This window comes from Pseudomonas bharatica (genome assembly GCF_048586865.1).
Classification (GTDB): Bacteria; Pseudomonadota; Gammaproteobacteria; order Pseudomonadales; family Pseudomonadaceae; genus Aquipseudomonas; species Aquipseudomonas bharatica.
In genome coordinates, this window is sequence record NZ_JBMAWR010000007.1 from 1 (window position 1) to 15,100 (window position 15,100).

Annotated in this window: 11 protein-coding genes; 10 read left to right on the plus strand and 1 reads right to left on the minus strand. The window is 65.6% G+C overall.

Going from position 1 to position 15,100, the window contains the following annotated elements:
- Positions 1-139 precede the first annotated feature (139 nt).
- Entirely contained in the window at positions 140-2,374 is a 2,235-nt protein-coding gene (locus ACKLLE_RS10510; RefSeq protein ID WP_420057876.1) for a tetratricopeptide repeat protein, read from the minus strand.
- Positions 2,375-2,703: 329 nt separating this feature from the next.
- Between ACKLLE_RS10510 and ACKLLE_RS10515 the strand changes: the two genes are divergently transcribed.
- The 10 genes from ACKLLE_RS10515 (at position 2,704) to lysS (ending at position 14,993) form a co-directional block, all read left to right on the plus strand.
- A complete protein-coding gene (locus ACKLLE_RS10515; protein ID WP_420057878.1) occupies positions 2,704-3,384 on the plus strand; it encodes a tellurite resistance TerB family protein in 681 nt (226 codons plus the stop codon).
- 198 nt (positions 3,385-3,582) lie between these two features.
- Positions 3,583-5,145, plus strand: a complete 1,563-nt coding sequence (locus ACKLLE_RS10520) for a methyl-accepting chemotaxis protein (protein WP_240160580.1) — start codon at positions 3,583-3,585, stop codon at positions 5,143-5,145.
- A 7-nt stretch (positions 5,146-5,152) separates the two neighbouring features.
- Complete coding sequence (locus ACKLLE_RS10525) at positions 5,153-5,668, plus strand: chemotaxis protein CheW (RefSeq protein WP_420057879.1); 516 nt, start codon at positions 5,153-5,155, stop codon at positions 5,666-5,668.
- Entirely contained in the window at positions 5,665-6,927 is a 1,263-nt protein-coding gene (locus ACKLLE_RS10530) for a CheR family methyltransferase (RefSeq protein ID WP_420057880.1), read from the plus strand. Before ACKLLE_RS10525 ends, ACKLLE_RS10530 begins: the two co-directional genes overlap by 4 nt.
- Positions 6,924-7,583: a chemotaxis protein CheW gene (locus ACKLLE_RS10535; protein WP_420057881.1), complete on the plus strand. Its 660-nt coding sequence runs from the start codon at positions 6,924-6,926 to the stop codon at positions 7,581-7,583. The genes ACKLLE_RS10530 and ACKLLE_RS10535 overlap by 4 nt, the downstream gene beginning before the upstream one ends.
- Positions 7,580-9,844: a hybrid sensor histidine kinase/response regulator gene (locus tag ACKLLE_RS10540; RefSeq protein WP_420057882.1), complete on the plus strand. Its 2,265-nt coding sequence runs from the start codon at positions 7,580-7,582 to the stop codon at positions 9,842-9,844. Before ACKLLE_RS10535 ends, ACKLLE_RS10540 begins: the two co-directional genes overlap by 4 nt.
- Positions 9,841-10,854 (plus strand): chemotaxis response regulator protein-glutamate methylesterase, encoded by a 1,014-nt coding sequence (gene cheB / locus ACKLLE_RS10545; RefSeq protein ID WP_064301738.1) that lies wholly within the window; start codon positions 9,841-9,843, stop codon positions 10,852-10,854. The genes ACKLLE_RS10540 and cheB overlap by 4 nt, the downstream gene beginning before the upstream one ends.
- Before the next feature lie 52 nt (positions 10,855-10,906).
- Positions 10,907-11,911, plus strand: a complete 1,005-nt coding sequence (locus ACKLLE_RS10550) for a response regulator (RefSeq protein WP_064301739.1) — start codon at positions 10,907-10,909, stop codon at positions 11,909-11,911.
- 390 nt (positions 11,912-12,301) lie between these two features.
- A protein-coding gene (prfB, locus tag ACKLLE_RS10555) for a peptide chain release factor 2 (RefSeq protein ID WP_158467776.1) occupies positions 12,302-13,397 on the plus strand; the annotation gives its coding sequence in 2 pieces (ribosomal slippage) (positions 12,302-12,373 and positions 12,375-13,397; 1,095 coding nt in all).
- Positions 13,398-13,490: 93 nt separating this feature from the next.
- Entirely contained in the window at positions 13,491-14,993 is a 1,503-nt protein-coding gene (gene lysS / locus ACKLLE_RS10560) for a lysine--tRNA ligase (RefSeq protein ID WP_064303342.1), read from the plus strand.
- Positions 14,994-15,100: the final 107 nt, after the last annotated feature.

The following is a 15,100-nucleotide window of genomic DNA, read 5'->3' on the forward strand; positions in this document are numbered from 1 at the left end:
GTACGCGCCGTGCTTTGGCACTGTTCTCTGCGCGACAGCGCAGCCTGAAAGGCTGGGCGGACTTCCACGGGTTTTGTGTGCACCGCAACCCTGTGGGAGCTGGCTTGCCAGCGATGAGGCCATCAGCGACACCAACACTTCACGATCTCGGCCGCAGCATCGGATCCTCCGGATTGATCGCCCTTAACGCCTCGACCAGCCCATTGGCCTTGTCCACCTCACCCGCCTGTTGCAGGTAATGCATCAGCGCCAGCCGTACATCGCGGTTGTACGGCTGCTGTTCCAGGCTCTTCGACAATTGCGCCATGGCCGCGCCACGCTGGCCCTGGTCATGCAGCGCCACTGCCAGCACGTAGCCGAAGCCGGTGTTGCCGGGCTCCAGTTCCACGGCCTTGCGCAGGGCCTTCAGCGCTTCGTCCCGTTGACCGGCACGCACCAGCGCCAGGCCCTTGGCGTGCTGCAACAGCGCCGATTCGGGATGCCGCGCCAGCCCGTCGTCCAGCAACTGCCGCGCCTGCGCCTGCTGTCCCTGGCCATCGAGCCATTGCACCAGCGCCACCCGCGCCGGATCGAAGCCTTCGTCGCGCACCAGTGCCGCGCGAAGATGGGGCTCGACCTGGTCGAGCCGCCCGGTGGCGCGATAGAGCATCGCCAGGTTGAGATTGGCCTCGGCCCGTTCCAGCAGGCTCAGTTGGACCTGCTCGTATTCACCCAGCGCCTTGTCGAAATCAGCGCCGGATACCGCCTGGCGCGCCGGCAACAGGGCGTAGGCGGTTGCAGTGCGCACCGCGCGGATCGGGTCCTTGAGCAGCGGCGCCAGTGGTTGCACCCGCTGTTCGCCAGGCAGCAGTGCAGCCAGGGCTTCCACGGCGGCAAGCCGCACCTGCGGCCCGTCGTTGCGCAGGTCCCTTGAGGCCAGTTCGAGAGCGCGCTGGCTGGGATAGTTGGGCAGCTCGGCCAGTAGGGTGGCACGGCGAATCGCTGGCAGGTCATTGCGTTGCAGTTGTTCGAACAGCGCCGCTGCCGCGCCCGGCTTGCCGCTGCGCAAGGCATCTAGGCTCTGGGCGTAGCGCTGGGTCGGGCTGTCACCGAGCAGCGCCCGGGCCTGGGGTGGAATGCTGAAACCATGGTCATGCCGCCAGTCGTTGACCATGTAGAACTTGCCCGGCATATGGCAATCCACGCACTGCGAACCCGAAAGCCCCGGCACCTGCTGGTAATGCTCGGGTGATCGGTAGTCCCTGGCCTTGAGGCCGCTGCCATCGACCCCGGCCACGCTGGTCTTGCCCGCCGGGTTGTGGCATTGCAGGCAGACCCCGTTGCCCTCGGCCCGCAGCCGGGTGCTGTGGGGTTCATGGCAGTTGCTGCAACGCACGCCCTTGGCGAACATCTTGCTCTGGGTAAAGGAGCCGTATTCGAACACCTCGTCCTTGATCGTGCCGTCGAGTTCGTACAACTCGCGGGTCAGGCGGCTGGGCAGGAAGTCGTCCATCAGCCGGTGCGTATCGACGAAACCATCGCCCAGCGGCGCCCGGCGCGCATGGCAGCGGGCGCAGGTTTCCACTTCCTTGAGGTTGTTGCCGCCCAGCAGGCTTTGCTGGAAGCCGGCGTGGTCGAGCGGGGTCTTTTTCGTTGTCCATTCGAGGTGACCAGAAGCCGGGCCATGGCAGGCCTGGCAACCGACCCCGAGGCTCTGCCACTGGCTGGAGAAACTGTTTGCGGCGGCGCTGAAATTACGCTTGAAACCGGTGGTATGGCACTCCACGCACATGAAGTTGGCGTTCTGCTGCGGTTTGCTCCAGTGCAGCGGGTTCCTGAAGTCCACGCCCTGGCCCGGGTACAGGTGGAACCACGTGTTCTGCCGGGTATCCCAGGCGACACCCAGCGCCTGCAAGTGCCCGGCGCCCGTGTCGATCAGGTACTGCTGCAAGGGTTCGATGCCGAAGGCATAGGCCACCGGGAAGTCCTTCGGTTTGCCGTCGCTACCCGGCGTGTTGACCCAGAAACCGCCGTCGCGCTTGAAGAAGCGGGTGGTCTCGCGGTCGCTCTTGAAGGTGACATCGGCAAAGTTGCCGAGCACGCTGGCGTCGTCCGCCACTTGCATCGCCAGTTGGTGGTGGGAGCCTTTCCAGTGCTCGACTTGCTGGCTGTGGCAGCCCTGGCACTGGTTTTCGTCCACCAGGTGCGGCGCCGGGCGTACGGGCTTGGTGTCGGCGACCGGCGCCGCGCGTGGCGTGGTCACCGGCAGCGGCGCCGGCCCTCGGTCCAGGGCGAACCAGACGCCCGCGACAACCAGCAACAACAACCCAGCCAGGACCGGCCAGAGCGCACTGCGGCGGCGCGCAGGGGAGACCACATCAGGCTTTTTCGACATGCGGATTTCCGTATCTTTTTTTTCTAATGGGGCCTGCGCGGCGCTCAGGGTTGCAGGCCCAGGAACCAGCGATAGTACGGATTTCCGGCGTCTTCCCGAAGCACCTCCGGCACTTGCCGGGCCCAGCGTTCGCGCTGGCGCGGAAAAGGGCAACTGCGAAACGGTGTGCTGAATCATTTCCCGACTGTTGAACCTGATGCGTTTGCCAACCGGTCCTTTGTCATTACCGGAAATAGATTTTCATCCTGCTTCCGGGAAACCCCCGGGTAGCATGCCTCTCTTAACAATCAATGGATTTTTCCTACATTGATTCTCCGAGGAGCATTGCAATGAATACCCGAGGTTTGCTCGATCAACTGCTCAGGTCCGGGCAGGACCTGCTGCAAAAACAGACCGGCGCGCCAGGCGCATCGAAAAGCGGCGGCGGGCTGGGCAGCCTGCTCTCCGGCATGGGCGGCGGCGCGGCGGCGGCCGGGGCGCTGGGGGTGCTGATGGGCAGCAAGAAAGCCCGCAAATACGGCGGCAAGGCCCTGGCCTACGGTGGCCTGGCGGCGCTTGGCGTGCTGGCCTACAAGGCCTATGGCAACTGGCAGGCGCAGCAGGCGGCAGCGCCCAAGGGCGAGCCGCAGACCGTCGACCGGCTGCCCCCGGCCCAGATGGAGCAGCATAGCCAGGCGATCCTCAAGGCGCTGGTCGCCGCCGCCAGGGCCGACGGGCATGTGGATGAACGCGAGCGGGAACTGATCGAGGGTGAGTTCGTCAGGCTGTCCGGCGATGACCGCGATCTTCAGCACTGGCTGCACGCCGAGCTGGGCAAGCCGCTGGATCCGGCCGAGGTCGCGCGTGCTGCCAGCACCCCGGAAATGGCTGCGGAAATGTACCTGGCCAGCGTGATGCTGGTGGACGAGGAGCATTTCATGGAGCGCGCCTACCTCGACGAGCTGGCCAAACAGTTGCGCCTCGATCCGGCGCTGAAAGCCGAGCTGGAACGTCAGGTTCGTGCGACCTGAGTCAACAAACTGGGCAAATGGCCACGGCGCGTCGCCATTTTGCCCAATCAACCCTGTAGGATCAGTCCTATCGGTACGTAGGCCCTAGGCTATAATCAGCCCATTTTTCCTGCCGCGTACAACGCTCGAGGGCTGATTGTGAAGAACTGGACATTGCGCCAACGGATCCTGGCAAGTTTCGCCGTGATCATCGCCATCATGTCGTTGATGGTGGTCGCCGCCTACTCGCGGTTGATCACCATCGAGGAAAGCGAGCAGGCAGTCCGTGCCGACAGCATGCCCGGCGTCTACTACAGCTCGATGATCCGCAGCGCCTGGGTCGACAGTTTCATCCTGACCCAGCGCCTGGTCGGCCTCAACGACCGGCGCGCGCTGACCGATGCCGACATGGCCTTGTACAGGAGCTACGACGAACACCTGCAGCAGCAGATGGGCAACTACCGTAAGACCATGAACGACTCGGAAGACCAGGCCAACTTCGCCCAGTTCGAAGGCATGGTCGCCGAGTACAAGCAGTACCTCACCACCGTGCTCAACGCCTACGGCAAGCAGGACTACGCCGAAGCCCAGCGCGTGCTCCTGGAAGACCTGATGCCGACCTGGGCCGCCGGGCGCAAGAGCGTCAACAACCTGATCGACTGGAACCGTCGCTATGCCGACCAGGCCACCGACAGCATCGTTTCGGCAGTGAGTACCGCCAAGCTGAGCATGGTGGTGTCGCTGATCCTGGCGGTGATCGCCGCCGGTGTTTGCGGCCTGTTGCTGATGCGGGTCATCACCGAGCCCATGCAGCGCATCGTGCGCTCCCTGGAAACCCTGCGCGGCGGCGACCTCAGCGTACGCATGAACCTGGAGCGCAACGACGAGTTCGGCGCGGTGGAAACCGGGTTCAACGAAATGGTCAGCGAACTCACCGGCCTGGTCTCCCAGGCCCAGCGGTCCTCGGTGCAGGTGACCACGTCGGTGACCGAGATCGCCGCCACTTCCAAGCAGCAGCAGGCCACGGCCACCGAAACCGCGGCCACCACCACCGAGATCGGCGCCACCTCGCGGGAAATCGCCGCCACCTCCCGCGACCTGGTACGCACCATGACCGAAGTGACCACCGCCGCCGACCAGGCCTCGGTGCTCGCCGGCTCCGGCCAGCAAGGGCTGGCGCGCATGGAGGAAACCATGCACCAGGTGATGGGCGCCGCCGACCTGGTCAACAACAAGCTGGCGATCCTCAACGAGAAGGCCGGCAACATCAACCAGGTGGTGGTGACCATCGTCAAGGTCGCCGACCAGACCAACCTGCTGTCGCTCAACGCGGCGATCGAGGCCGAGAAGGCTGGCGAGTACGGTCGCGGTTTTGCCGTGGTCGCCACCGAGGTGAGGCGCCTGGCCGACCAGACCGCCGTGGCCACCTACGACATCGAGCAGATGGTCCGCGAGATCCAGTCGGCGGTCTCCGCCGGGGTGATGGGCATGGACAAGTTCTCCGAGGAAGTGCGCCGCGGCATGTTCGAGGTCCAGCAGGTCGGCGAGCAGTTGAGCCAGATCATCCATCAGGTCCAGGCCCTGGCGCCGCGGGTGCTGATGGTCAATGAAGGCATGCAGGCCCAGGCCACGGGCGCCGAGCAGATCAACCACGCCCTGGCCCAGCTCAGCGATGCCAGCAGCCAGACCGTGGAGTCGTTGCGCCAGGCCAGTTTTGCCATCGACGAATTGAGCCAGGTCGCGGTCGGTCTGCGCGGCGGTGTCTCGCGGTTCAAAGTCTGACGTGACGATGACCGAGCCCACGCCCCGCCGCAGCCCGGACGCGGCTTGCCAGGAACGCCTGTTCCTGGTGTTCCGCATCGGCGCCGAGCGTTTTGCCCTGGACACCCGGGAAGTCGCCGAGGTGTTGCCGCGCCTGCCCTTGAAACCGCTGCCCCATGCCCCGGGCTATGTCGCCGGGGTTTTGGCCCACCGTGGCGCGCTGGTGCCGGTGATCGACGTCAGCGCCCTGACCTTCGGTACACCAGCGCCGCAGCGCACCAGCACGCGCCTGGTGCTGGTGCATTACCGTTTCGATCCGGCACGGCCGGACCTGCTGCTTGGGCTGATCCTCGAACAGGCCAGCGATACCCTGCGCTGCGATCCGGCACAGTTCCGCCCCTACGGCGTGGACAACCGCGAGGCGCCTTATCTCGGCCCGGTGCGCGAGGATGCCGATGGCCTGTTGCAATGGATCGGCGTGCAGGACCTGCTCGACGAGCAGGTACGTTCGATGCTGTTCCCCGCCGAAGGGGGCCCGGCATGACCATCGAGCGGCGTTTCTTCCGTTTTCTTCAGGAGCGTATCGGGCTGGATGTCAGCTCGGTCGGCGAGCAGATGGTCGAGCGCGCCCTGCGCCAGCGCTGCGCGGCGCTGGCGGCCAATGACCTGAACGATTACTGGGTGCAGTTGCAGCAGTCCCACGCCGAACAGCAAGCACTGATCGAGGCGGTGATCGTTCCCGAGACCTGGTTCTTCCGCTATCCGGAGTCTTTCGCTGCGCTTCTGGAACTGGCGCGCAAACGCCTGGCGGAACTGGGCGGTGCGCGGCCTCTGAAGATTCTCAGCCTGCCCTGTTCCACCGGCGAGGAACCCTATTCCATTGCCATGGCCCTGCTTGATGGCGGTGTGCCGGCCCAGGCGTTCACCGTCGAGGCCATGGACATCAGCCCCAATTCCATTGCCCGGGCCCAGCGCGCCCTGTATGGGCGCAACTCCTTCCGCGGGCCCGACCAGGCGTTTCGCGAGCGGCATTTCAGCGCAAGCGAGGAGGGCCATGAGCTCGACCCACGGGTGCAGCGCCAGGTGCGTTTCGAGGTGGGCAATGTGCTGGACCCGGCCCTGCTGGTTCGCCAGGGCAGCTATGACTTCGTGTTCTGCCGCAACCTGCTGATCTATTTCGACCTGGCGACCCAGCAGCGCGTATTCGAGGTGCTGAAGAACCTGACCCATGCCGATGGCGTGCTGTTCATCGGCCCGGCCGAAGGCAGCCTGCTGGCGCGCCTGGGCATGCGCCCGGTGGGCATTGCCCAGTCGTTCGCCTATGTCCGCCAGGTGGCCGAAGCCAGGCCGGCGCCGCGCCCGGCCGCGCAGGTAGCTGCGCCTCGGGCCGTGCCGCCGCGCCAGGCGGCAGTGGCCGCGCCGCCACCTGCGCGGCGCAGGATCCCCGCGCCGGCCCCTGGACCGGCGCAGCCCGCGCGCAACGAGCAGCCCGGCGAATTGCTGGCCCAGATCGCCGTCCTCGCCAATGCCGGCAACAGCGAGCAGGCCCGCGCCGCTTGCCAGCGTTACCTCAAGCAGTTCGAGCCTTCGGCCCAGGTGTTCTACTGGCTGGGGCTGCTCAGCGACACCGCCGGCGACAGCAGCGACGCCGTCAATCAGTACCGCAAGGCGCTGTATCTGGAACCGCAGCATCCCGAGGCCCTGGCCCACCTGGCGGCATTGCTCGCCTCGCGGGGCGATACGGCCGGTGCCCGGCGCTTGCAGGAGCGCGCCGCGCGGCGCGAGCGGGAGGCTGATCGATGAGCGAAGGAATCAATGTGCTGAGCGGCGATGTGCAGCGTATCGACGACTGCTGGAACCGCATCGGCGTGCACGGCGACAAGAGCTGCCCGTTGCTCGAAGAGCATGTGCATTGTCGCAATTGCCCGGTGTATGCCGCTGCGGCCACGCGCCTGCTGGACCGTTATGCCCTGGCCCAGGACGCCCATGTTCGCGAAGTGGTCGAGGAACAGGCGGAGCAGGGGCCTTCGCTGCTGCTGTTCCGTCTCGGCGAGGAATGGATGGCCCTGGCCACCCGCTGCCTGGCCGAAGTGGCGCCGGTGCAACCGGTGCACTCGCTGCCGCACCAGCGCTCGCGGATGCTGCTGGGGGTGGCCAATGTGCGCGGCGCACTGGTGCCTTGCCTGGCCCTCGGTGACCTGCTCGGGCTGGAGCTGACCGAAGCCCCGCCCGGCGCCGGCCGTGTCATGCCGCGCATGCTGATCCTGGCGGCCAGGGGCGGCGCGGTGGTGCTGCCGGTGGACGAGGTGGACGGCATCCACGCTCTCGACCTGCGCCTGCGCGGCGAAACCGCCCACGAAAACCGTTTTACCCGGCACATCCTGCAGTGGCGCGGGCGAAGCGTGCGAATCCTGGATGAAGACCAGTTGTTGTCTGCAGTCGAGCGGAGCCTTTCATGACCCCAGAGCAGATGCGCGATGCCTCGTTGCTGGAGCTGTTCAGCCTCGAAGCCGAAGCCCAGACCCAGGTGCTCAGCGCCGGGCTGCTGGCGCTCGAGCGCAATCCGGCCCAGGCCGACCAGCTCGAGGCGTGCATGCGTGCTGCGCACTCGCTCAAGGGCGCAGCACGGATCGTCGGCATCGATGCCGGGGTCAGCGTGGCCCATGTCATGGAAGATTGCCTGGTGGAAGCCCAGGAAGGACGCCTGCGCCTGCGTCCGGAACATATCGATGCATTGCTGCAGGGCACCGATCTGCTGATGCGTATCGCCACGCCAGGGGATACGGCGGTGGACGCGGCGGTGCAGGCGTACCTGGTTCAGGTGGCCGAGCTGTTGCAGCCCGGTGCTGCGCCGGCACCGGTGCCGGTTGTGCCACCGGTGCCCGAGCCGGAGCCCGTGGCAGCGGCTGCGCCCGAGGAGCCGCAAGCCGAGCCCGAACCACGACCGGTGTCCAAGGGCAAGGCGGTCGAGGGTGGCGAGCGGGTCCTGCGGGTCACGGCCGAGCGCCTCAACAGCCTGCTCGACCTGTCCAGCAAGGCCCTGGTGGAAACCCAGCGCTTCAAGCCGTTCCTGGCCACCCTGCAGCGCCTCAAGCGCGTGCAGGGCCAGAGCCTGCGCGCCCTCGACGAACTCAAGGCGCAGATCGAGGCCGGCGCGCAGGGCGAGGACATTCGCCAGGCCCTGGCCCTGACCCAGCAGTTGCTGGGCGATGCACAACAGATGCTGCAGCAGCAGATGGTCGACCTCGACGAACTGGGCTGGCAGGCCGGGCAACGCGCGCAGAACCTCTACGACATGGCTTTGGCCTGTCGCATGCGCCCGTTCGCCGATGTGCTGGCCGGACAGAGCCGCATGGTCCGCGACCTGGGGCGTTCCCTTGGCAAGCAGGTGCGCCTGGAAGTCGAAGGCGAGAAGACCCAGGTGGACCGCGACGTGCTGGAAAAACTCGAAGCGCCGCTGACCCATCTGCTGCGCAATGCCGTCGATCACGGCATCGAACTGCCGGAGCAGCGCCTGGCCGCGGGCAAGCCGGCGGAAGGTACCATCCGCTTGCGCGCTTCCCACCAGGCCGGATTGCTGATGCTCGAATTGAGCGACGATGGCGGCGGCGTCGATCTGCAGCGCCTGCGTCGCAGCATCGTCGAGCGCAATCTGTCACCGGCCGAGACCGTGGCGCAGATGAGCGAGGCCGAGCTGCTGACCTTCCTCTTCCTGCCCGGCTTCAGCCTGCGCGACAAGGTTACCGAGGTGTCCGGGCGCGGTGTCGGCCTGGACGCGGTGCAGCATATGGTCCGCCAGTTGCGCGGCCAGGTCGGGATGACCCAGGGCGACGGCAGCGGCAGTCGTTTCCATCTGGAAGTCCCGCTGACCCTGTCGGTGGTGCGCAGCCTGGTGGTGCAGGTGAGCGGCGAAGCCTACGCCTTCCCCCTGGCCCATATCGAACGCACCCTGGAACTGTCCGCCGAGGCGATCGTGCAGATCGAGGGGCGCCAGCAGTTCTGGCACGAGGGCCGGGCCGTGGGGCTGGTGTCGGCCAGCCAGTTGCTCAATCGACCGGTCGGCCAGAACGGCGAGCAGAGCATCAAGGTGGTGGTGATCCGCGAGCGCGAGACGCTGTATGGCGTGGCCGTCGACCGCCTGGTCGGCGAGCGCGTGCTGGTGGTCATGCCGCTGGATTCGCGCCTGGGCAAGGTCCAGGACATTTCTGCCGGAGCCTTGCTGGACGACGGTTCGGTGGTGTTGATCGTCGATGTCGAGGACCTGCTGCGTTCGGTGGAAAAACTGCTCGGTACCGGCCGCCTGGAGCGTATCGAACGCCGCGGCAGTGCCCGTGAAGCGGCGCGCAAGCGCGTACTGGTGGTGGACGACTCGCTTACCGTGCGCGAGCTGCAACGCAAGCTGCTGAGCAACCGCGGCTACCAGGTGGCGGTGGCGGTGGACGGCATGGACGGCTGGAACGCCCTGCGCAGCGAGGATTTCGACCTGCTCATCACCGATATCGACATGCCGCGCATGGACGGTATCGAGCTGGTGACGCTGGTGCGCCGCGACAGCCGCCTGCAATCGTTGCCGGTCATGGTGGTGTCCTACAAGGACCGGGAAGAAGACCGACGGCGCGGGCTGGATGCCGGGGCTGACTATTATTTGGCCAAGGCGAGTTTCCATGACGACGCCTTGCTGGATGCCGTAGTCGAGCTGATCGGGAGTGCCCAGGGATGAAGATCGCCATCGTCAATGATATGCCCCTTGCCGTGGAGGCCCTGCGCCGGGCGCTGGCCTTCGAGCCGGCGCACGAGGTGATCTGGGTCGCCAGCAACGGCGTGGAGGCGGTGCAGCGCTGCGCCGAGCAGACCCCGGACCTGCTGCTGATGGACCTGATCATGCCGCTGATGGACGGTGTGGAAGCGACCCGGCGGATCATGGCCGAGTCGCCGTGCGCCATCGTTATCGTTACCGTCGATCGGCAACAGAACGTGCACCGGGTATTCGAGGCCATGGGGCATGGCGCGCTGGACGTGGTCGATACGCCGGCGCTGGGCAGCGGCGATCCGAAGGAAGCCGCAGCCCCTTTGTTGCGCAAGATCCTCAATATCTCCTGGCTCATCGGCCAGCAACGCGGCAGCAGCGTACGCCCGGTGGCGGCCCCGGTGCGCCAGGCGGTGCAACGCCAGGGCCTGGTTGCCATCGGTTCTTCCGCGGGCGGGCCGGCCGCGCTGGAAGTGCTGCTCAAGGGCTTGCCCAGGACTTTTCCGGCTTCGATCGTGCTGGTCCAGCATGTCGACCAGGTATTCGCCGGCGGCATGGCCGAGTGGCTGGCCAGCAGTTCCGGGCAGAACGTGCGCTTGGCCCGCGAGGGCGAACCGCCGCAACCCGGGCATGTGCTGCTGGCCGGGACCAACCACCATATCCGCCTGCTCAGGGATGGCACCCTGGCCTATACGGCGGAGCCGGTGAACGAAATCTACCGCCCCTCGATCGACGTGTTCTTCGAGAGCGTGGCGCGGTTCTGGCGTGGCGATGCGGTGGGCGTGCTGCTTACCGGCATGGGCCGCGATGGCGCGCAGGGGCTCAAGCTCATGCGCGAGCAGGGCTTCCTGACCATCGCCCAGGACCAGCAGAGCAGTGCGGTGTACGGCATGCCCAAGGCCGCCGTCGCCATCGACGCGGCCGTGGAAGTGCGTCCGCTGGAGCGGATAGCCCCACGACTAATGGAAATTTTCCCGAAATGACGATATGTATTGAGTCACGCCGGCGGCGCCGGCAGTGCCCAGGTGACAGCGCATGAATGATCTACCGATCGACGGCTTTTCAACCTCTGACGAGAATTCGGCGATGGTGCTGCTGGTCGATGACCAGGCGATGATCGGCGAAGCCGTGCGCCGGGGCCTGGCCCAGGAAGACAACATCGACTTCCACTTCTGCGCCGATCCGCACGACGCGGTGGCCCAGGCGGTGCGGATCAAGCCGACGGTGATCCTCCAGGACCTGATCATGCCGGGCCTCGACGGCCTGACCCTGGTGCGCGAGTACCGCGCCAATCCGGCGACCCAGGACATCCCCATCATCGTCCTCTCGACCAAGGAAGACCCGCTGGTGAAAAGCGCGGCCTTCGCCGCCGGGGCCAACGACTACCTGGTCAAGCTGCCCGACAACATCGAGCTGGTGGCGCGGATCCGCTATCACTCGCGGTCCTACATGACCCTGTTGCAGCGCGACGAGGCCTATCGTGCGCTGCGGGTCAGCCAGCAGCAGTTGCTCGATACCAACCTGGTGCTGCAGCGGTTGATGAACTCCGACGGCCTGACCGGGTTGTCCAATCGTCGTCACTTCGACGAGTACCTGGAGCTGGAATGGCGCCGGGCCATGCGCGACCAGTCGCAGTTGTCGTTGCTGATGGTGGACGTGGATTACTTCAAGTCGTTCAACGACACCTTCGGCCACCTGGCCGGCGACGAGGCGTTGCGCCAGGTGGCCGAGGCCATTCGCTCGTGCTGCGCGCGGCCAAGCGATCTGCCGGCGCGCTATGGCGGCGAGGAGTTCGCCCTGGTGCTGCCCAATACCTCGCCGGGTGGCGCCCGCCTGCTGGCCGAGAAACTGCGCCAGACCGTGGAGGCCGCGCGCATCGCCCATATCATGCCGCAGCAGGACTCGGTGCTCAGCGTCAGCATCGGCCTGGCCACCCAGACCCCGGGGATCGGCAGCCACTGCCGGCAACTGATCTCGGCGGCGGACAATGCCCTGTACCAGGCCAAGAACGGCGGCCGCAACCGTGTAGCCGTGGCTTGAGGGCCCTATCGCTGGCAAGCCAGCTCTCATAGAACAAAACATAACTCTTTGATTTGCAGGGACTTTGTAGGAGCGGGTTTACCCGCGATTGCTATGGTGAACTCACTACCGCAATCGCGGGTGAACCCGCTCCCACAGGGTACGCGTCGTGCTTTGAAAACTGTTCTCTGCGCGACAGCGCAGCCTGAAAGGCTGGGCTGACTCCCACAGGGACTGCATGCACCTGTGGGAGCTGGCTTGCCAGCGATAGGGCCGGCAAAAGCAAAGCCATTTTCCGATATTCCCCTGTAAATCAGCCTGCCGCCCGTAGCTTCCAGCTTGTCCCCCGCCACCCCCCCTGCGCTATACTCCCCGGCTTTTCACCGAATTACGCACGAGAGCAGCCCGCCCATGGAAATCAATCCGATCCTGAATACCATCAAGGACCTCACCGAGCGTTCCGAGTCCATTCGGGGGTATCTTTGACTACGATCACAAGCATGACCGCCTGATCGAAGTCAACCGCGAGCTCGAAGACCCGAACGTCTGGAACAAGCCCGAATACGCCCAGGGCCTTGGCCGCGAGCGCGCCATGCTGGCGCAGGTCGTGGACACCCTGGACAAGCTCTCCGGCGGCCTCGCCGACTGCAAGGACCTGCTCGACATGGCCGTCGAGGAGAACGACGAGAGCGCCGTCGAAGACGTCGTGGCCGAGTTGCAGCAACTCGAGGAACACCTGGCCAAGCTGGAATTCCGGCGCATGTTCAGCGGCGAGATGGACATGAACAACGCCTACCTGGACATCCAGGCCGGCTCCGGCGGTACCGAAGCGCAGGACTGGGCCAACATCCTGCTGCGCATGTACCTGCGCTGGGCCGACAAGCGCGGCTTCGACGCGACCATCATCGAACTGTCCGAGGGCGAGGTCGCCGGCATCAAGGGCGCGACCGTGCATATCAAGGGCGAGTACGCCTTCGGCTGGCTGCGTACCGAGATCGGCGTGCACCGCCTGGTGCGCAAGAGCCCGTTCGACTCCGGCGCCCGTCGCCACACGTCGTTCTCGGCGGTATTCGTCTCGCCCGAGATCGACGACAAGGTCGAGATCGAGATCAACCCGTCCGACCTGCGCATCGACACCTACCGCTCCTCCGGCGCCGGTGGCCAGCACGTCAACACCACCGACTCGGCGGTGCGTATCACCCACGTGCCGACCAACACCGTGGTGGCCTGCCAGAACGAACGCTCCCAGCACGCCAACAAGGACACCGCCATGAAGATGCTGCGGGCCAAGTTGTACGAACTGGAAATGCAGAAGCGCAATGCCGCCTCCCAGGCCCTGGAAGACAGCAAGTCGGACATCGGCTGGGGTCACCAGATCCGCTCCTACGTGCTGGACGACTCGCGTATCAAGGACCTGCGTACCGGCGTCGAGCGCAGCGACTGCCAGAAGGTCCTGGACGGCGACCTCGACCAGTACCTGGAAGCGAGCCTCAAGCAGGGGCTGTAAGCCGTACACCACTGCCGCGCCCCCAGGCCAAGCGCCTGGGGCGCGTGCCCTGCCCGGAACGGGCAACGAATACCTGATGGAAAGAATGACGACATGAGCGACCTCAAGACCGAATCGCAAGACCTGCAACAGGAAGAAAACGCCCTGATCGCCCTGCGCAAGGAAAAACTTGCCGCAGCGCGCGCCAAGGGCCAGGCCTTCCCCAACGACTTCCGCCGCGACAGCTACTGCAACGACCTGCAGAAGCAGTATGTCGACAAGACCAAGGAAGAGCTGGAAGCGGCTGCGATCCCGGTCAAGGTTGCCGGGCGCATCATGCTCAACCGCGGTTCGTTCATGGTGATCCAGGACATGACCGGGCGCATCCAGGTCTACGTCAACCGCAAGACCCTGCCCGAAGAAACCCTGGCCGAGGTGAAAACCTGGGACCTGGGCGACATCATCGCCGCCGAAGGCACCCTGGCCCGTTCCGGCAAGGGCGACCTGTACGTCGAGATGACCCGCGTGCGCCTGCTGACCAAGTCGCTGCGCCCGCTGCCGGACAAGCACCACGGCCTGACCGACACCGAGCAGCGCTATCGCCAGCGCTACGTCGACCTGATCGTCAACGAAGACACCCGTGAAACCTTCCGCGTGCGTTCCCTGGTGATCTCGCATATCCGCAGCTTCCTGGCCAAGCGCGACTTCCTCGAAGTCGAGACGCCGATGCTGCAGACCATTCCGGGCGGCGCTGCGGCCAAGCCGTTCGAAACCCACCACAACGCCCTGGACATGCCGATGTTCCTGCGCATCGCGCCGGAGCTGTACCTCAAGCGCCTGGTGGTCGGTGGCTTCGAGAAGGTCTTCGAGATCAACCGCAACTTCCGCAACGAAGGCGTCTCGACCCGGCACAACCCCGAGTTCACCATGCTCGAGTTCTACCAGGCCTACGCCGACTACACCGACAACATGGACCTCACCGAGGAACTGTTCCGCGAGCTGGCGCAACTGGTGCTTGGCACTACCGACGTGCCGTACGGCGACAAGGTGTTCCACTTCGGCGAACCGTTCGCGCGGATGTCGGTATTCGACTCGATCCTCAAGTACAACCCGGAACTGACCGAGGCTGACCTGCTGGACGTCGACAAGGCGCGCGAAATCGCCAGGAAGGCCGGCGCCAAGGTCCTCGGTCACGAAGGCCTGGGCAAGCTGCAGGTGATGATTTTCGAGGAACTGGTGGAGAGCAAGCTGGAGCAGCCGCACTTCATCACCGAGTACCCGTTCGAAGTCTCGCCGCTGGCGCGCCGCAACGACGCCAACCCGAACGTTACCGACCGCTTCGAGCTGTTCATCGGTGGCCGCGAGATCGCCAACGCCTACTCCGAGCTCAACGATGCCGAAGACCAGGCCGAGCGTTTCCTCGCCCAGGTGGCCGAGAAGGACGCCGGTGACGACGAAGCCATGCACTACGACGCCGACTTCGTCCGCGCCCTGGAATACGGCATGCCGCCGACTGCCGGTGAAGGCATCGGTATCGACCGCCTGGTGATGCTGCTGACCAACTCGCCGTCGATCCGTGATGTGATCCTGTTCCCGCACATGCGTCCGCAGGCCTGATTGCATCAGGTTTGAGGTCCCCATCGCTGGCAAGCCGCGCCGCACCTGTGGGAGCTGGCTTGCCAGCGATGAGGCCCTGAAGGACACTATGAATCAGCCGCCAAGAG

Bases quoted from the DNA above. Each gene is read 5' to 3' on its own strand.
- ACKLLE_RS10540 (WP_420057882.1), top strand. From the start codon at position 7,580: ATGACCCCAGAGCAGATGCGCGATGCCTCGTTGCTGGAGCTGTTCAGC.
- lysS (WP_064303342.1), top strand. From the start codon at position 13,491: ATGAGCGACCTCAAGACCGAATCGCAAGACCTGCAACAGGAAGAAAAC.
- ACKLLE_RS10535 (WP_420057881.1), top strand. From the start codon at position 6,924: ATGAGCGAAGGAATCAATGTGCTGAGCGGCGATGTGCAGCGTATCGAC.
- cheB (WP_064301738.1), top strand. From the start codon at position 9,841: ATGAAGATCGCCATCGTCAATGATATGCCCCTTGCCGTGGAGGCCCTG.
- ACKLLE_RS10515 (WP_420057878.1), top strand. From the start codon at position 2,704: ATGAATACCCGAGGTTTGCTCGATCAACTGCTCAGGTCCGGGCAGGAC.
- ACKLLE_RS10530 (WP_420057880.1), top strand. From the start codon at position 5,665: ATGACCATCGAGCGGCGTTTCTTCCGTTTTCTTCAGGAGCGTATCGGG.
- ACKLLE_RS10525 (WP_420057879.1), top strand. From the start codon at position 5,153: ATGACCGAGCCCACGCCCCGCCGCAGCCCGGACGCGGCTTGCCAGGAA.
- ACKLLE_RS10550 (WP_064301739.1), top strand. From the start codon at position 10,907: ATGAATGATCTACCGATCGACGGCTTTTCAACCTCTGACGAGAATTCG.
- ACKLLE_RS10510 (WP_420057876.1), bottom strand. From the start codon at position 2,374: ATGTCGAAAAAGCCTGATGTGGTCTCCCCTGCGCGCCGCCGCAGTGCG.
- ACKLLE_RS10520 (WP_240160580.1), top strand. From the start codon at position 3,583: ATGTCGTTGATGGTGGTCGCCGCCTACTCGCGGTTGATCACCATCGAG.